We start from the raw sequence: 17,493 nt of genomic DNA on the forward strand, positions 1-17,493 counted from the left end.
GTAAAATTTATTTGAGTTTGAAAGACAATATTTATGATTTTCTAAATAACATAAGTAGTATATCAGAGGATACTTGGTTATTGCTTTCTGCTAATATGGTTGAGATTGAGCTAAAAAAAGGGGCGTACTTTGTTAAAGAAGGTGAAATATCTAAGGAAATAGGGTTTTTGACGAAAGGGATTGTGCGTTCTTTTTATGCAACTGAAGCTGGAAAGGAATACAACAAAACATTGTTCAAAGCTCCAAATATTGTAGGTTCTTATGTCTCATTAATTACTGGTCAACCTAATCGTTTACCGCAACAAGCTTTGACAGAATGCATTATTACGAAAATCCCTTTGGTTGCAATTGAAAAACTATCTAAAAACTCCGTTGAGATTGAAAGATTAAGGAGAAAAATTGCAGAATACTTTTTTGTGTTGAAAGAAAAAAAGGAATTGGAAATGGCTCTGTTGCAAGCAGAAGATCGTTATTTGATTTTTAGAAAAGAATATCCTGGTGTAGAACAGTTGATTCCGCAGTACCATATAGCATCTTATCTAGGTGTTAGTGCTACTCAGTTAAGTAGAATACGAAATAAAATGAGTACAGAAATCTAGTTCTTTACCTATGTAAATAAAACGCTTACTTTTCCAGGTTACTTTTGCGGCTTATAACTTTTAATTTTCGTTTTATGAGAAATAAAGAATATCCGCTTTTTACAGTGTTATTTGTTTTTGCTGCTCTATGGAATCTTTTAGGAGCTTTTTTTGGTTATTTTAATACCGCCTATACTTTTCAAAACTTATTTGATAGAGAACTTTCAGATCCTTTGTTTCAGGAAATCTACAAAGGCGCTTGGGGGACTACTTTGTTGTTTTTCATGGGGTATTTGTTGGTTGCGTACAACCCTGTTAAGTATCATGGGATAGCATTGATTGGTGGAGTAGGTAAATTTGCGTTTGCACTTGCCGAATTGCAATTATACAAACATGGTTTGGCAAATTCACTAATTCTTATCATCGTTGTTGGAGATTTTATTTTTACCGTCTTTTTCGTGTATTATTTTGTGAAACTATATCGTGATCAAAAATTATGAAAAATCGAGTTGGTGTAATAAATTTAATCATGTTTTTATTACTTCAAGTTGTAATTCAGAATGAGGTTCATGCACAAGAAGCATGGAGACTTGTGAAAGATAAAAACGGGATACAAGTTTATGTTGCTAGTGTTCGGGGAAGTAAGTATGTAGCTTTTAAAGCTATTATGTCAGTTCAAGCCTCCCAAGCGACCGTGATTAAACTATTGAAAGATGTAGAAAATTATCCGAATTGGTTTGCCTTTACAGCATCTGCAAAATTGATCGATCTTGAGGCGAATGAATTGACTTTTTTTATGGAAACTGATTATCCTTGGCCTTATGCAAATGAAGGTATGAATTACCAGATGAAATTTGAAGAAAAAAGAATAGGTAATCTAAAAATTCGGATAACTGGATCCAATAGAAACATGTTCATTAAAAACATGTTGAAAATGGCAAGGGGTTATATATTATTAGAGAATTTCGGTGAATCTATTTTAATTACGTACATGTTTCATTGCGAACCTTCACAAAAAATTCCAGCTTGGCTTGTCAACGCGTCGATAGACGAAATGCCCTATAAAACTTTTAGTGCTATGAGAAATATACTTTCAAAATAATTACTCAATTTTTCGATGAAGAAAGGCTTTTAGATGTAGTCTTAAATTTTTAATACCAAAGCTTTTCCTTATTTTCGCTGTTCTTAAAAAATGACAAATGATTTCAATAGATGCTTTAGCGGTTGAGTTTAGTGGAGAAACACTTTTTAGTGATGTTTCTTTTGTAATTAATGAAAATGATAAAATTGCCCTAATGGGTAAAAATGGAGCCGGAAAATCTACGATGATGAAAATTATTGCTGGGGTTCAAAAAGCTACTAGAGGGAATGTTCGTTGTCCAAAAGAAGCTGTGATTGCTTATTTACCACAGCATTTGTTGACAGAGGATAATTGTACTGTTTTTGAAGAAGCTGAAAAAGCATTCGCGCATGTTTTTGAAATGCGTGATGAAATGGATCGTCTGAACAAAGAGTTAGAAACTCGTACGGATTATGACTCTGATGATTATATGAAAATCATTGAAAAAGTATCTGATTTAGGTGAAAAATACTATGCACTTGAAGATGTAAATTATGATGCTGAGGTTGAAAAAGCATTAGGGGGCTTAGGTTTCAAACGTGAAGATTTTACTCGTCAGACTAGTGAGTTTAGTGGAGGTTGGCGTATGCGTATCGAGTTGGCAAAAATATTATTGCAGAAACCCGATTTGATATTATTAGATGAACCTACTAATCACGTTGATATAGAATCTGTGATTTGGTTGGAAGATTTTTTATTGAATAAAGCAAAGGCAGTTGTGGTTATTTCTCATGACAAGGCATTTATTGATACGATTACGAATAGAACCATAGAAGTTACTATGGGAAGAATTTACGATTACAAAGCAAATTATTCTCATTACCTTACTTTAAGAGAAGAGCGAAGAGAGCATCAAATAAAAGCCTATAAAGAACAGCAAAAATTTATTGCCGATACTAAGGCTTTTATCGATAAATTTAAAGGAACATTCTCTAAAACGAATCAAGTAAGAGATAGAGAACGTATGTTAGAAAAGTTGCAAATTATTGAAGTAGATGAGGTAGATAATTCAGCTTTAGCTCTAAAATTCCCTCCAGCACCAAGATCTGGAGATTATCCGGTTCAGGCAGAAAGCTTGTCCAAGTCGTACGGAGAACATGTCGTTTTTAATGATGCAAATATGTCTATTTCTAGAGGAGAAAAAGTTTCTTTTGTAGGAAGGAATGGTGAAGGTAAATCTACCATGATCAAGGCTATTATGGGTGAGATTGAGTTTGAAGGGACTTGCGAACTAGGTCACAATGCCAAAGTGGGGTATTTTGCACAAAATCAAGCTGCTTTATTGGACGAACAATTAACGGTGTTTCAAACAGTAGATCAGGTTGCTAAGGGAGATATTAGAACTCAGATAAAAAATATTTTAGGACGTTTTATGTTTTCTGGTGATGCCATAGATAAAAAAGTAGGTATGCTTTCTGGAGGTGAGAAAACTCGATTGGCGATGGTCAAGCTGTTATTAGAACCCGTAAACGTTTTGATATTAGATGAGCCTACAAATCATTTAGACATCAAATCAAAAGACGTGTTAAAAGAGGCGTTATTGAATTTTGACGGAACGTTAATCTTAGTTTCACATGATCGTGATTTTTTAACAGGTCTTTCTCAAAAAGTGTTTGAATTTAAAGACAAACGTGTAATTGAGCATTTTGAAACCATAGATGCTTTCTTAGAACGTAATAAAATTGAAACATTGAAGCAAATAGATTTATAGTCAAAAACAAGTCTTCCTCAAACTCAGACTTTGATTTCGACTTTTATTTTGATTAGTGACCTTCTGTATCCTAAACTCGTCGAAGGGTAATTCTTATGTCCATTTTAAAAAATAGCAAACATTGATATATGGATTCAATAGTTTAAATTGTTATTTCAACGGTAAACCCAGTTCTTTTAGTGCTTAGTTCATCTGCTTGACTCTAATCAAAATAAAAATATTAAGGAGATGTTTTTCCTTTGGTGTACCAAACAAAGTCTATAGTTTTTTTATATTTATAGACTATATAAAACAAACATTATGAAAAATAGTAAACTAGTATGGATTGCATTGCTTATTGTAGGAATTGTAAGTTCTTGTAAAGAAGCTCAAAAAACAGAAACTAACGAAACAACTACTGCGGCTATCATCGAGTCTAAAATTATTGATAGCGCCATTGCCTATCAAAAAGCAGGCGGTAAGGCGGAGTTCATGGATGGGGAAGTTCTTCAGATTACAGATGAAAATTACGCACATGCAGAAACAGCTAAGAATTATCGCAATTGGATGGCTAAAGGAGCAAATGAGGGGTTGGTTCATTTACGTATCATGGCTCCAAGAGGAGCGAAAGCACCAACTGTACAAATGAATCACGATTGTTTGTATTCAGTTGCGATTACCAAAGTAGTGAATGGTAAAATATCTTTTGAAATTCCAGAAGATGTTTTGGTGTACACTTCTGTTCAAGTAGTAGATCAGTATGGTCATGGTCAGCATTATATTGTAACGAAAGGAAAACATACACTTAATTTAGATACTGCCGATGGTACTACACATGCTTTTTTAATTTTTAGAAGTGGTTTAGAAAAAGGGATAGAAGTTGCGAAAGAAAATCAAAATAAATTAACTACATGGGGATTGGTGTCGGGAGACTTTAAAGTTCCGAATTACGATTTTGCTGCAGTAGATGCGAAAACAGATGCATTGAGAAGCGAGGTTGTAGGAAAAGCATTTTATTACACGTTTCCAAGAAATGAAAAAGATGTTACAGATCGTCACCAATGGAATTTAGAATGTGCCTTGGGTTGGGGTGGAGCCTCACCGATTGTGAATGAATCTAATCTGTATAGCAACTCTAAAATGTACGATGGTAAAAAAAGTTATAGCACTACATTTATGAATCCTGAATCGGTATATTTTACATCGATTACGGTATATGATGCGCAACGTTATTTATTCGAAGATGAAGATGTGAAAAATATCAATAGCAATACTTGGGAAGTGAACAGTGATAACACAGTTACCATTTCATTCAATTGTGGTGAGGGTGCAAAAAACAATATCGATACCAAAGGACAAGACTTTACTTTTACTTTGAGGTATTACGGCGTTACAGATCAAGTACTACGTGCTAATAATAAAGATGCTGTTCCGAATAGATTGAATCCAGTGTTTATGATGAAAGAGGTTACTAGACAATAGCCCTTGTCAGAATTTATAATAAAAAAAAGCGACACCATGTGTCGCTTTTTTGTTTTTACTTAAATTTGATGAAATCGAATGTATTTTACATTTCGTTTAAAATTGTTTCCATTTCGATTTGAAGTTCTTTTGCTTTTTCTTGAGCGATGGTGGCAAAATCTTCTCCTTGACCGGCATAAATAATTCCTCTAGAAGAGTTGATTAATAAACCACAATCTTTGTTTAATCCATATTTACAAACGTCTTGTAGGTTTCCTCCTTGAGCTCCAACGCCTGGAACTAATAAAAAGTGGTTTGGCACAATTTCTCTGATCCCTTTAAAATATTCTGCTTTTGTAGCACCTACAACATACATCAATTGTTCGTTGTTATTCCAAGTCAATGACTGTTTTAGTATATTTTGGTATAATTTTTCATCTTGAGCAACCTGTTGTGCTTGGAAATCCAAACCTCCCTTGTTTGATGTCAAAGCGAGCATTATGGTAAACTTATCTTTGAAAGCTAGAAAAGGCTCTACAGAATCACTACCCATGTAAGGGGCAACGGTAACAGAATCAAAATCTAAATTTTCGAAAAATGCTTTGGCATACATCGTTGAAGTGTTACCAATATCCCCACGTTTCGCATCGGCGATTGTAAATATTTCAGGATGCTTTTCGTTGATATAAGCAATCGTTTTCTCTAAAGACTTCCATCCTTCCAAACCATAACACTCGTAAAATGCTGTGTTTGGTTTATAAGCAACAGCTAAATGATGTGTAGCGTCAATAATTTGTTTGTTGAATTCAAAAATTGGGTCTTCTGTTTCCAGCAAATGTTTCGGTATCTTGTTGATGTCTACATCCAAACCAATACATAAAAACGATTTTTTTAGTTTGATTTGCTCGATTAATTCTTGTTTTGTCATTGCTAAGATTTTGAATGGCAAAAATATACTTTTCAAAGTTTTTGTGAAAGTTTTTATAAGCAAAGCTTCTTGTTGTTTTTTTTAAAGAGGAAACCAATGGATTCATTGAAATATTTCAATGCTTTTGCTATCTTGCATAAAAATTATTCGAATAAAGAGTTATGAATTGGATTCACCAGATAAGACACTATTTTGAGAGGCATGGCTTTGATGTCTCTACGCGTTTTTCTGAACGTTTAGGAATAGGCGTAAAAAATATTCGTCTCCTATTTATTTACTTGTCGTTCGTTACTTTTGGAGTCTCTTTTGGATTGTATCTTATGCTAGCATTTTTGCTTAAGTTGAAAGATATGGTATACACCAAAAGAACTTCTGTTTTTGATTTGTAATTTAAAAAAATTAATCATTTGTCATCTAAAATTTACAAGGCTGCAGTCCTTTTTTTAGGAGCAATTATTCTAGGGGTAATTGGTTATTCATCCCTGTTCGACTTTTCGTTTATAGATGGTCTTTATATGACCATAATTACGATTACAACAGTTGGGTTTAGTGAAGTAAATCCATTGAGTGATGGAGCAAAATTGTTTACAGTTTTTTTAATTCTAACTAGCATTAGTATCTATGGTTATTTAGTTGCTGTGGTGTCAGAATTTTTCTCGAATAGTAATTTAATGGAAGAACTTAAAAAAAATAAAATGGTAAAAAAGATTCAGCAGTTAGAAGGCCATACCATTGTTTGTGGCTATGGTAGAAATGGTAGACAAGCAGTTTCTAAATTACAAAACTTTAAAAAATCTTGTGTTATTATAGAAAAATCTCCTGAACTATTGAAAGAGATTGAAGAAGAAGGTTTCTTTTATATTGAAGGTGATGCGACAGATGATGATTCGTTGTTAGAAGCAGGGGTTAAAAATGCTGAAAACTTGATTACGGCACTTCCATCAGATGCAGATAATTTATATGTTGTGTTATCTGCTAGGCAGTTGAATTCTAAAATGAATATTGTGAGTAGGGCCAACAATGAGTCGTCTCAGAAAAAATTAAAGATTGCTGGGGCTGATAATGTGATAATGCCTGATAAATTAGGTGGAGACCATATGGCATCTTTAGTCGTAACTCCAGATTTGGTTGAATTTGTAAATAGGATCTCGTTAGATGGTGAAAGCTACGCGAATTTGGAAGAGATTTCTGTAGAAGATTTGCCAAGTAAATATCTGAACAAGTCGATTCGAGAATTAGATTTAAGAAGAACGACCGGGTGCAGTGTTATTGGTTTTATTACAGGGAATGGAGAGTACATTATTAATCCATCTTCGGATATGATTTTGGAACCAAAATCAAACCTGATCCTTTTAGGAAGACCTGATCAAATAGCAAAAATCAAAACATTGTTTTAAAAGAAACTCTTGTGTATACAGTATAGTTTTTCAAATGAAAAATTAAATATCATGAGAAGTTCCTATATTGCATTCAATATTAAATTAAGAACCAGAATTTTATGAAGCCTAACTTACTAACGAGCCTTGCTGTAATGATAATGCCATTTTTTGGATTTGCGAAGGAGCTATCGATTGATGAAAAAATAGAAAAAGAATTCAAGCCTTTTGCAGATTGGATAGGTTCTATCGTGTTTTATCCGGTATCAATTGTTGGGATTTCTGTACCGATTGTGTTAATAGTTTTGTTGTTAGGTGCACTTTTTTTTACGATGTATTTTAAGTTCGCGAATGTTAGATTGTTAGGAGTGGCTTTTAATGCAGCCAAAGGAAAGTATGATGCCGTAGATCATCATAGTGTTGATACTGTAGCAGGGGACCCTACTCCAGGTGGTGATGTTTTTGAAAGCCCGCAGCACGAAGGTGTTGTTGGTGAGGTAACCCATTTCCAGGCTTTAACAGCTGCGCTATCCGCAACCGTTGGTTTAGGGAATATTGCTGGGGTTGCTGTAGCAATTGCAATCGGTGGGCCAGGAGCGACCTTATGGATGATTCTAGCTGGTTTTCTTGGTATGTCGACCAAATTAGTAGAGGCAACTTTGGGTGTAAAATATCGTGAAGTTGGAACAGATGGTAAAATTTATGGAGGTCCAATGTATTATTTGAAACAAGGATTAAAAGAAAAAAACATGATGGGCCTCGGAAAAGTATTGGCCGCAATTTATGCAGTTTTTGTTGTAGGTGGTTCTTTTGGAGGAGGTAATATGTTTCAGTCAAATCAAGCTGCAAGCCAATTAAAAGTTTTGTTCGACGTAAAAGATGGGTTTTGGTTTGGTGTGATAATGGCAATTTTGGTTGGAGCCGTGATTATAGGGGGAATAAAACGTATTGGTCAGGTTACGGAAAAGATAGTTCCATTTATGGGGATTCTTTATGTAGGTGCCGCTTTTGTCATAATTTTTATGAATGTTGATGTAGTACCTGAAGGGTTAGGACAGATATGGTCAAGTGCTTTTGGGAATAAAGCAGTTGTAGGTGGTGTTATCGGAGTTATGATTCAAGGTTTTAGAAGAGCAGCATTCTCAAATGAAGCAGGTGTTGGTTCTGCGTCAATTGCTCACGCAGCGGTAAAAACACGCTTCCCGGCAAGTGAAGGTATTGTGGCATCTATAGGTCCGTTTGTTGATACTGTTGTAATATGTACAATGACTGCTTTAGTGATTGTGATTACGAATATCAAAAGTAATTTATTTATTTATGGAAATTTAGATGGTAGTAGTGTGGTTCTTAATAGTTCTGGTAAAAGTGTTGGAGGAGTAGATTTAACTTCTGTTGCGTTTGATTCAGCGATTCCAAATTTCTCATTAATTTTGACAATTGCTGTAATATTATTTGCGTTCTCTACGATGTTGTCTTGGTCTTACTATGGAATTCAGGGATGGAAATATTTATTTGGTAAGGGAAGAGTTTCTGATTTAACCTATAAAGGATTATTTTTATTGGTAGTAATAATAGGGGCCTCTTCAAGTTTAAATTCAGTAGTAGAGTTTTCGGATTCTATGATTTTTGCAATGGTTTTTCCAAATGTTTTAGGGTTGTTGATTTTAGCTCCTAAAGTGAAAGATGAATTAAAAAGATATTTAAAGGCTATCAAAGAATAATTTACTATGAAAAAATTAAGACCCCATTTCGTTTATAACAAAAGACAACGGAATGGGGTTTTTTATTTCTTGAGTTTTTTGGTGCTATTGCAAATAGTGTATTTTTTTTATGCTAGCCATGATAAATTTGTTGAAGAAAACGAGAGTGAAATACTTGCTTTGAATTCGAGGATTGATTCATTAAAGAATGTTGTTAGAGAGCAAAAAAAGGAATTTTTGATCAATCCTAACTTTATAACAGATGCACAAGGGTATGAATTAGGGATGTCTATCTGGGAAATTGATAGATTATTGGTCTTTCGTAAAAATGGGAAATGGTGCACTAGTGTTGAAGAGTTTCAACGGATCACTAAAGTTTCAGATTCGCTACTTGTAGTATTGACAAAAAGGTTCAAATTTCCAAAACACAAAAAACGAACAGTTCAGAATACGAAGAAAGTCGCACCAGTGAAATTTAAGGACTTGAATAAAGCAAACACAAGTGATTTTAAAGAGATTTACGGTGTTGGGGAGGTTTTGTCGGAGCGTATTGTAAAGTATAGAAGTAAATTAGGTGGGTTCACCTTAATGAGTCAGCTTGAAGAGGTGTGGGGTTTAGATGCTGATGTAATAAACAAAATAAAAGCAAATTATAAAATTTATCAGAAGCCAAAATTGGTAAAATTAAATATCAATAAGGCAAGTTTTAAAGAAGTTTTATCTATCGTTTATTTAGATTATGAAGCAACCAAGTTGATCTTTCAGTACAGAGATTCTGTGAAAATAATCAAGGATATTTCTGAAATAAAAAAAATACCACAATTTCCAATTGATAAATACGATAGAATAGTTTTATATTTGCGAGCTGAATAATTAGGTCGTATTTTTGTTTAGTATTTTAAACAAAAGATTAAACAAAATATTCTTCATGAATTTCGAGTATACAGAAACACAAACAATGATTGCAGCATCTGTTAAAGATTTTGCACAACAATTCATCAAGCCACACATAATGGAGTGGGATGAAAAACAGATATTCCCTGTCGAGCTTTTCCGAAAAATAGGCGAAATGGGGTTTATGGGTATTTTGGTACCTGAAGAATATGGTGGATCGGGCTTAGGATATCACGAATACATTAGTATACTTGAAGAAATCTCTAAAGTTGATGGGTCTATCGGACTTTCGGTTGCCGCGCATAATTCATTATGTACGGGACATATCTTGCAATTTGGAAATGAAACGCAAAAAAACAAATGGTTGCCAAAATTAGCTACTGGTCAATCTATTGGTGCTTGGGGTTTGACGGAGCACAATACAGGTTCCGATGCCGGTGGGATGAGTACTACTGCTGTTGAAGACGGAGATTTTTATGTGTTGAATGGAGCAAAAAACTTTATAACTCATGCGATTAGTGGAGATATAGCTGTGGTGATTGCTCGAACAGGAGAAAAAGGTGACTCACATGGAATGACGGCTTTTGTTATTGAAAAAGGTACTCCAGGTTTTTCTTCTGGGAAAAAGGAGGACAAATTAGGGATGCGTGCTTCCGAAACTGCTGAGTTGATTTTTGATAATTGTCGTGTTCCTAAAGAGAATATATTAGGTGAAAAAGGAGAAGGATTTATACAGTCCATGAAGATATTAGATGGTGGTCGAATTTCTATCGGAGCTTTGTCTTTAGGAATCGCTAAAGGAGCTTATGAAGCGGCGCTAAAATATTCGAAAGAACGTGTGCAGTTCGGTAAACCAATTTCTTCGTTTCAAGGAATCTCTTTTAAATTAGCTGATATGGCTACGGAAATTGAAGCTTCTGAGTTATTAGTTCACAAAGCAGCGGCTTTAAAAAACGCCAAAAAACCAATGACCAAAATTGGAGCAATGGCAAAAATGTATGCATCTGAAACTTGTGTTAAGGTTGCCAATGAAGCAGTTCAAGTGCATGGAGGATATGGTTATACCAAAGATTTTCCAGTAGAAAAATTTTACCGTGATTCTAAATTATGCACAATAGGTGAGGGAACTACAGAAATTCAAAAGGTGGTCATCTCAAGAAATATATTAAAAGAATAAAAAAAGATTGCCAATTCAAAATAAGTTGTATTTTTGCAATCCGAAAAGAAAGACGAATCATTGAAATACAATTATTTCAATTCAAACATATTAAAGAGAGTACGATGAGAGGAGGTGATACACAATGTTAATTATACCTATTAAAGAAGGAGAAAATATCGATAGAGCGTTAAAACGTTTTAAGAGAAAGTTTGATCGCACAAAAACGATGAGACAATTACGTGATCGTCAGCAGTTTAATAAGCCGTCAGTCGTGAATCGTAAGCAAAAAATCAAAGCGAAATACATCCAAAGATTAAGAACAAACGAAGAGTTGAGTTAATTTTTGAGTTTTCAAAATAAAAAGCCTGTTTCAATTTATTGAAACAGGCTTTTTTATGCATTCATATTTCTTTAGTTTTGTTAGAGGTCAATTTTACGATAAAATGATAACACATTTTTTAAATTATATTTCATTTGAAAAAAAATATTCAAAACATACGGTAACAGCTTACCAAAATGATTTGAAGAGTTTTTTGGAGTTTTCCATAAAAGAATATGGAAACAAGAAGATTGAATCGGCATCGTATGGTGAGATCAGGGCGTGGATTGTAGCGCTGGTATCATCAGGTGTTTCAAATAGAAGTGTAAACCGAAAAGTGAGTTCTCTTAATAGTTTTTATAAATATCTACAACGGATTGAAGAGGTATCTGTGAATCCATTAGCGAGTCACAAGGCTTTGAAGACTGCAAAGCGAGTGAATGTGCCCTTCTCTGAAAACGAAATCATAGAAGTGATAGAAATGATAGATGCGACCACCTTTGAGGCGGCTCGAGACAAACTACTTGTTGAGCTATTGTATTCTACAGGTATGAGAAGAGAAGAGTTGATAACGCTTACTGAAGATGCTGTAGATCTGCATAGCAATACTTTAAAGGTGTTAGGCAAGAGAAATAAAGAAAGATATATTCCTTTGCTTTCTTCTGTTCGAAAAACTATGAAAAATTATTTAAAATTAAAAGAAGAGCAGTTTGGATCTACAGATCATCTATTGGTGTCAAATAAAGGAAATAAATTGTACGGAACGCTTGTTTATAGAATAATTAAATCCTATTTTAGTAGGGTATCTACCAAGGTAAAACAAAGTCCTCATGTTATCAGGCATTCGTTCGCGACACACCTGTTAAACGAAGGAGCAGATTTGAATTCGGTTAAGGAATTACTAGGGCATTCCAGTTTGGCCGCGACACAAGTCTACACACATACCAGTCTAGATCATTTAAAAGAAGTGTATAACCAAGCTCACCCTAGGAGTGATAAAAAATAGTATTACATGAATGTATTTGTACAATCTGTGAATTTCAACGCAGATAAAAAGTTAGTTGATTTTGTTGAAAAGAAGGTAATGGGACTTGAAAAGTTTCACGATAAGATTATTGATATTGAGGTGTTTTTGAAAGTTCAAAAAACAAGTGAAAAAGAGAATAAGATTACCGAGATTAAAATTAACATTCCGGGAAGTGAATTAATTGTTAAAAAAGAAACAAAGACCTTTGAAGAGGGTGCTTCAGCAGCAACTGATTCAATGAAGCGTCAGTTGAAAAAATCAAAAGAAAAAGAAAGGGAATTACAACACTAAAAAAAAAGAAAAATAATTATAAAAAGTTTGTTTAATAAAATAAACTTTATACATTTGCAGTCCGTTAGAAATAATGGACTGTTTTTTTGTGCAGCTTCGCCGATATAGCTCAGCTGGCTAGAGCAGCTGATTTGTAATCAGCAGGTCGTGGGTTCGAGTCCCTCTATCGGCTCAAAACAACTGAAAAGTTGTTAGAAAAGTACAAAAAGACAAATTGGAGTTTTTAGATTGAAAATGATAAAAACTTTGTTCTTTGAATAATGGTGAGATACTCAAGTGGCCAACGAGGGCAGACTGTAAATCTGCTGCGCAAGCTTCGTAGGTTCGAATCCTACTCTCACCACAATGCTTTTCGATAGAAATGTCGGAAAGGGAATTTGACTAAATAAAAAGCGAAAGTAGCTCAGTTGGTAGAGCGTCAGCCTTCCAAGCTGAATGTCGCCGGTTCGAACCCGGTCTTTCGCTCTAAGTCAAATTGGCCGGTGTAGCTCAGAGGTAGAGCGTTTCCTTGGTAAGGAAGAGGTCACGGGTTCAATTCCCGTCATTGGCTCAAAGAAATAAATGAAAGAGTATAAATAAAAAGTATAATAAACTAAGAATTAAAATTAATAATCATGGCTAAAGGAACTTTTGATCGTTCGAAACCACACTTAAACATTGGTACAATCGGGCACGTAGATCACGGTAAAACAACATTAACTGCTGCTATTACTACTGTATTAGCTGCTGCAGGGCTTTCAGAAGTGAAAGACTTTGATCAAATTGATAATGCTCCAGAAGAAAAAGAAAGAGGTATTACAATTAACACTTCTCACGTAGAGTATCAAACTGCAAATCGTCACTACGCTCACGTTGACTGTCCAGGTCACGCGGATTACGTAAAGAACATGGTAACAGGTGCTGCTCAAATGGATGGTGCTATTTTAGTAGTTGCTGCTACTGATGGACCAATGCCTCAGACTAGAGAGCATATCTTATTAGGGAAACAAGTAGGAATTCCTAGAATTGTTGTTTTCATGAACAAGGTAGATTTAGTTGATGATGAAGAGTTGTTAGAATTAGTTGAGATGGAAGTAAGAGACTTGCTTTCTTTCTATGACTATGATGGTGATAATGGACCAGTAATCGCTGGATCTGCATTAGGTGGATTGAATGGTGATGCTAAATGGTCTGAGAAGATTTTAGAATTAATGGAAGCTTGTGATACTTGGATCGAGGAGCCATTAAGAGAAGTGGATAAAGATTTCTTAATGCCAATCGAGGATGTATTCTCTATTACAGGTCGTGGTACAGTAGCAACTGGACGTATCGAAACTGGAGTAGCTAATACTGGAGATGCTGTTGATATCATTGGTATGGGTGCTGAAAAATTAGCTTCTACTATTACAGGAATCGAGATGTTCCGTCAAATCTTAGATAGAGGTGAGGCTGGAGATAACGCAGGTATCTTGTTAAGAGGTATTAATAAAGAAGATATCAAGAGAGGAATGGTAATCTGTAAGCCAGGTTCTGTAACTCCACATGCTAAATTCAAAGCTGAGGTATACGTATTGAAAAAAGAAGAAGGTGGACGTCATACTCCATTCCATAACAACTACCGTCCACAGTTCTACGTACGTACAACTGATGTAACAGGAACAATTAACTTGCCTGATGGAGTTGAAATGGTAATGCCAGGAGATAACTTGACAATTACTGTTGATTTACACCAACCAATCGCAATGAATGTTGGTTTACGTTTTGCAATCCGTGAAGGAGGTAGAACTGTAGGTGCAGGTCAGGTAACTGAAATCTTGTAAGAATACAAAATAAGTTAAGTTCGGAGTGTTTTACTTTTATGTAGAACACTCCGTTTTTACGGGCGTAGCTCAGTTGGTAGAGCACTGGTCTCCAAAACCAGGTGTCGTGAGTTCGAGTCTCTCCGCCCGTGCATAAAAAAATAGAATAGAATGAGTGTTATAAAATATATCAAAGAATCATTTGAAGAGTTGAATACCAATATGACTTGGTTGCCAAAAGCTGAAGCTCAAAAATCAACAGTGGTTGTAGCAGTGTTTACAGTGTTATTTGCATTGGCAGTTTTTGCTGTAGATTCAGTGTTTCAAAATGGTTTGGATAAGTTTTTTAACATGTTTAATTAAGACAAATGGCTGATTCTGTAAAAAAATGGTACGTAGTTAGAGCTATCGGTGGCCAAGAAAATAAAGTTAAGTCTTATATAGAAACGGAAATTTCTAGACTTGGATTGTCTGATTATGTAGACCAGGTATTGGTTCCTACGGAAAAGGTAATTCAAATTCGTAATGGTAAGAAAATAAATAAAGAAAGAATTTATTTTCCAGGTTACATAATGGTAGAAGCAAATCTTACTGGAGAGGTTCCTCATGTAATTAAATCGGTAACTGGAGTTATTGGTTTTTTAGGGGAAACTAAAGGAGGTGAACCTGTGCCATTAAGAAAAAGTGAAATCAATAGAATGTTAGGTAAAGTTGATGAATTAGCTATTCAAAACGATAACGTAGCAATTCCTTATACAGTTGGAGAAACTGTAAAAGTTGTTGATGGACCTTTCAACGGTTTTGATGGTATTATCGAAAACGTGAATGAAGAAAAGAGAAAATTAGAAGTAATGGTGAAAATATTTGGAAGAAAAACACCATTAGAGCTAAGTTATATGCAAGTTGATAAAATATCATAATTGCAGTAAAAAGAATATTATCTGTTACAAATAGCTTCCACTATAGTTAATAAATAATTAGAAAATGGCAAAAGAAGTAAGTAAAGTAGTAAAATTACAAGTACGAGGAGGAGCCGCTAACCCGTCTCCACCAGTAGGTCCTGCTTTAGGTGCTGCCGGAGTTAACATTATGGAGTTCTGTAAGCAATTTAATGCTAGAACTCAAGACAAACAAGGGAAAGTCTTACCAGTAGCAATTACTGTATACAAAGACAAATCTTTTGATTTTGTAATCAAAACTCCTCCAGCAGCTGTTCAAATTTTAGAAGCAGCAAAGATCAAGAAAGGTTCAGGAGAACCAAACCGTAACAAGGTAGCAAGTATCACTTGGGACCAAGCAAAAGCAATCGCAGAAGACAAAATGGCAGATTTAAATGCATTTACTGTTGAGTCAGCTATGAGAATGGTTGCTGGTACTGCTCGTTCTATGGGGATTACTATGAAAGGAGATGCTCCACAATAAACTTTAAGAAATGGCAAAATTAACAAAAAAGCAAAAAGAAGCTCAAGCTAAGGTAGACAGTTCTAAAGTATATTCTTTATCAGAAGCATCTGTATTAGTAAAAGAGATTTCAAATGTAAACTTTGACGCATCAGTAGATTTAGCAGTTCGTTTAGGAGTAGATCCTAGAAAAGCTAATCAAATGGTTCGTGGAGTTGTAACTTTACCACACGGAACAGGTAAAGATGTAAAAGTATTAGCATTGGTAACTCCAGATAAAGAGGCAGAGGCTAAAGAAGCTGGTGCGGATTATGTTGGATTAGATGAGTACTTACAAAAGATTAAAGGTGGTTGGACAGATGTTGATGTGATCATCACTATGCCAAGTGTAATGGGTAAATTAGGACCATTAGGACGTGTTTTAGGACCTAGAGGTTTGATGCCTAACCCAAAAACTGGTACAGTTACTATGGATGTAGCTAAAGCAGTTTCTGAGGTGAAAGCTGGTAAAATTGACTTTAAAGTTGATAAAACTGGAATCGTACACGCTGCAATTGGAAAAGTATCTTTTGATGCTGAGAAGATTGCTGATAACGCAAATGAATTAATTCAGACACTTATTAAGATGAAACCAGTTGCTGCTAAAGGAACTTATATCAAAAGTACTTACATTTCAAGTACTATGAGTCCTAGTTTAGCTGTAGATGTAAAATCAAATTAATAGGAAGTTAAATCGTAAATTATGACAAGAGAAGAAAAATCGCAAGTAATAGATGCTTTAACTGCCCAATTAAGTGATAACAGTGTCATCTATGTGGCTGATATTTCAGGTTTAAACGCTGAAGCTACTTCTAACTTAAGAAGAGCTTGTTTTAAAGCTGACGTAAAATTAGCTGTAGTTAAAAATACATTGCTTTCAAAAGCAATGGAAAACTCTACAAAAGAGTTCGGAGAATTACCTGCAACATTGAAAGGGAATTCATCAATTTTATTATCAGAAACAGGAAACGCTCCTGCTAAGATAATTAAAGAATTTAGAAAAAAATCTGACAAACCAGTTTTAAAAGGAGCTTATATCGAAGAGGCTGTTTATGTAGGAGACGATCAATTAGAAAGTCTAGTAAACATCAAGTCGAAAGAAGAGTTACTTGGAGAAATCGTTGGATTGTTACAATCGCCTGCTAAGAATGTTATTTCAGCATTACAATCAGGAGGTCAGACGCTTTCAGGTATCGTTAAAACGTTATCAGAGAGATAAAATTAGCGCACAAATAAATTATTATATTACAATTAAAAAAAATCAAAATGGCAGAATTAAAAGATTTCGCAGAACAGTTAGTTAACTTAACAGTAAAAGAAGTAAACGAGTTAGCTACTATATTAAAAGATGAGTATGGTATCGAGCCAGCTGCAGCAGCAGTAGCAGTAGCAGGACCAGCAGCAGGAGGAGCAGACGCAGCAGAAGAAAAAACTGAGTTTGACGTAATCTTAAAAGCAGCAGGAGCTTCTAAATTAGCAGTTGTAAAATTAGTTAAAGAATTAACTGGTTTAGGATTGAAAGAAGCTAAAGGTATCGTTGATAGTGCACCAGCACCAATCAAAGAAGGAATCGCTAAAGATGAGGCAGAAGGTCTTGTAAAATCTTTAGAAGAAGCTGGAGCTGAGGTAGAGCTTAAATAAGCATCTTACCCAACAACTAAATTAAGGTTTAGGTCAGAAGGAGTATCCTTTTGACCTAGACCATTTTTTGCATTTATATTTATTCTTTATT

The 17,493-nt window shown here is 34.7% G+C and carries 21 protein-coding genes and 5 tRNA genes; 25 read left to right on the top strand and 1 reads right to left on the bottom strand.

Features of this window, described 5'->3' with window-relative positions; translation table 11 throughout:
* Positions 1-17: 17 nt before the first annotated feature.
* The 5 genes from F6P99_RS11375 (at position 18) to F6P99_RS11395 (ending at position 4,870) form a co-directional block, all read left to right on the top strand.
* Positions 18-599, top strand: coding sequence for a Crp/Fnr family transcriptional regulator (locus F6P99_RS11375; protein ID WP_226913067.1), 582 nt, complete (start codon positions 18-20; stop codon positions 597-599).
* A gap of 74 nt (positions 600-673) precedes the next feature.
* Complete coding sequence (locus F6P99_RS11380; protein ID WP_152287614.1) at positions 674-1,078, top strand: hypothetical protein; 405 nt, start codon at positions 674-676, stop codon at positions 1,076-1,078.
* Positions 1,075-1,680, top strand: coding sequence for an SRPBCC family protein (locus tag F6P99_RS11385; protein WP_152287615.1), 606 nt, complete (start codon positions 1,075-1,077; stop codon positions 1,678-1,680). The genes F6P99_RS11380 and F6P99_RS11385 overlap by 4 nt, the downstream gene beginning before the upstream one ends.
* Positions 1,681-1,777: 97 nt before the next feature.
* Entirely contained in the window at positions 1,778-3,409 is a 1,632-nt protein-coding gene (locus F6P99_RS11390) for an ABC-F family ATP-binding cassette domain-containing protein (RefSeq protein WP_152287616.1), read from the top strand.
* 300 nt (positions 3,410-3,709) lie between these two features.
* Complete coding sequence (locus F6P99_RS11395) at positions 3,710-4,870, top strand: DUF1214 domain-containing protein (protein ID WP_152287617.1); 1,161 nt, start codon at positions 3,710-3,712, stop codon at positions 4,868-4,870.
* An 85-nt stretch (positions 4,871-4,955) separates the two neighbouring features.
* Here F6P99_RS11395 and pyrF read toward each other — a convergent pair whose 3' ends face one another.
* The gene (gene pyrF, locus F6P99_RS11400; RefSeq protein WP_152287618.1) at positions 4,956-5,777 is read right to left on the bottom strand and encodes an orotidine-5'-phosphate decarboxylase; all 822 of its coding nucleotides are present in this window, start codon (positions 5,775-5,777) and stop codon (positions 4,956-4,958) included.
* A 161-nt stretch (positions 5,778-5,938) separates the two neighbouring features.
* Between pyrF and F6P99_RS11405 the strand changes: the two genes are divergently transcribed.
* The 20 genes from F6P99_RS11405 to rplL all read left to right on the top strand — a co-directional run bounded on the left by F6P99_RS11405 (position 5,939) and on the right by rplL (position 17,402).
* The gene (locus F6P99_RS11405) at positions 5,939-6,166 is read left to right on the top strand and encodes a PspC domain-containing protein (RefSeq protein ID WP_152287619.1); all 228 of its coding nucleotides are present in this window, start codon (positions 5,939-5,941) and stop codon (positions 6,164-6,166) included.
* 18 nt (positions 6,167-6,184) lie between these two features.
* Complete coding sequence (locus tag F6P99_RS11410) at positions 6,185-7,174, top strand: potassium channel family protein (RefSeq protein ID WP_226913068.1); 990 nt, start codon at positions 6,185-6,187, stop codon at positions 7,172-7,174.
* A gap of 101 nt (positions 7,175-7,275) precedes the next feature.
* The gene (locus F6P99_RS11415; protein ID WP_152287621.1) at positions 7,276-8,874 is read left to right on the top strand and encodes an alanine/glycine:cation symporter family protein; all 1,599 of its coding nucleotides are present in this window, start codon (positions 7,276-7,278) and stop codon (positions 8,872-8,874) included.
* 6 nt (positions 8,875-8,880) lie between these two features.
* Positions 8,881-9,726 (top strand): helix-hairpin-helix domain-containing protein, encoded by an 846-nt coding sequence (locus tag F6P99_RS11420; protein ID WP_152287622.1) that lies wholly within the window; start codon positions 8,881-8,883, stop codon positions 9,724-9,726.
* A gap of 55 nt (positions 9,727-9,781) precedes the next feature.
* Positions 9,782-10,924, top strand: a complete 1,143-nt coding sequence (locus tag F6P99_RS11425; protein ID WP_152287623.1) for an acyl-CoA dehydrogenase family protein — start codon at positions 9,782-9,784, stop codon at positions 10,922-10,924.
* 124 nt (positions 10,925-11,048) lie between these two features.
* Entirely contained in the window at positions 11,049-11,246 is a 198-nt protein-coding gene (gene rpsU / locus F6P99_RS11430; RefSeq protein WP_152287624.1) for a 30S ribosomal protein S21, read from the top strand.
* 55 nt (positions 11,247-11,301) lie between these two features.
* Positions 11,302-12,231: a tyrosine-type recombinase/integrase gene (locus F6P99_RS11435; protein WP_226913069.1), complete on the top strand. Its 930-nt coding sequence runs from the start codon at positions 11,302-11,304 to the stop codon at positions 12,229-12,231.
* Between the two features lie 6 nt (positions 12,232-12,237).
* Complete coding sequence (hpf, locus tag F6P99_RS11440; protein ID WP_152287625.1) at positions 12,238-12,543, top strand: ribosome hibernation-promoting factor, HPF/YfiA family; 306 nt, start codon at positions 12,238-12,240, stop codon at positions 12,541-12,543.
* A gap of 98 nt (positions 12,544-12,641) precedes the next feature.
* Positions 12,642-12,715 (top strand) — tRNA-Thr (locus F6P99_RS11445).
* A 90-nt stretch (positions 12,716-12,805) separates the two neighbouring features.
* Positions 12,806-12,886: transfer RNA gene (locus F6P99_RS11450), tRNA-Tyr, on the top strand.
* 49 nt (positions 12,887-12,935) lie between these two features.
* Positions 12,936-13,008 (top strand) — tRNA-Gly (locus F6P99_RS11455).
* 13 nt (positions 13,009-13,021) lie between these two features.
* Positions 13,022-13,093, top strand: a tRNA-Thr gene (locus tag F6P99_RS11460).
* A gap of 64 nt (positions 13,094-13,157) precedes the next feature.
* Positions 13,158-14,342: an elongation factor Tu gene (gene tuf / locus F6P99_RS11465; protein ID WP_152287626.1), complete on the top strand. Its 1,185-nt coding sequence runs from the start codon at positions 13,158-13,160 to the stop codon at positions 14,340-14,342.
* Positions 14,343-14,400: 58 nt separating this feature from the next.
* Positions 14,401-14,473, top strand: a tRNA-Trp gene (locus F6P99_RS11470).
* A 19-nt stretch (positions 14,474-14,492) separates the two neighbouring features.
* Entirely contained in the window at positions 14,493-14,684 is a 192-nt protein-coding gene (secE, locus tag F6P99_RS11475; RefSeq protein ID WP_152287627.1) for a preprotein translocase subunit SecE, read from the top strand.
* A gap of 5 nt (positions 14,685-14,689) precedes the next feature.
* Positions 14,690-15,241, top strand: coding sequence for a transcription termination/antitermination protein NusG (nusG, locus tag F6P99_RS11480; protein ID WP_152287628.1), 552 nt, complete (start codon positions 14,690-14,692; stop codon positions 15,239-15,241).
* A gap of 64 nt (positions 15,242-15,305) precedes the next feature.
* Positions 15,306-15,743: a 50S ribosomal protein L11 gene (gene rplK / locus F6P99_RS11485; protein ID WP_152287629.1), complete on the top strand. Its 438-nt coding sequence runs from the start codon at positions 15,306-15,308 to the stop codon at positions 15,741-15,743.
* A gap of 10 nt (positions 15,744-15,753) precedes the next feature.
* On the top strand, positions 15,754-16,443 hold the full coding sequence (gene rplA / locus F6P99_RS11490; protein ID WP_152287630.1) for a 50S ribosomal protein L1: 690 nt from the start codon (positions 15,754-15,756) through the stop codon (positions 16,441-16,443).
* Positions 16,444-16,464: 21 nt separating this feature from the next.
* Positions 16,465-16,980: a 50S ribosomal protein L10 gene (gene rplJ / locus F6P99_RS11495; protein ID WP_152287631.1), complete on the top strand. Its 516-nt coding sequence runs from the start codon at positions 16,465-16,467 to the stop codon at positions 16,978-16,980.
* A gap of 47 nt (positions 16,981-17,027) precedes the next feature.
* Positions 17,028-17,402, top strand: a complete 375-nt coding sequence (rplL, locus tag F6P99_RS11500) for a 50S ribosomal protein L7/L12 (RefSeq protein ID WP_152287632.1) — start codon at positions 17,028-17,030, stop codon at positions 17,400-17,402.
* Positions 17,403-17,493: the final 91 nt, after the last annotated feature.

Source organism: Flavicella marina (assembly GCF_009193215.1).
In the GTDB taxonomy this organism is placed as follows: Bacteria; Bacteroidota; Bacteroidia; order Flavobacteriales; family Flavobacteriaceae; genus Flavicella; species Flavicella marina.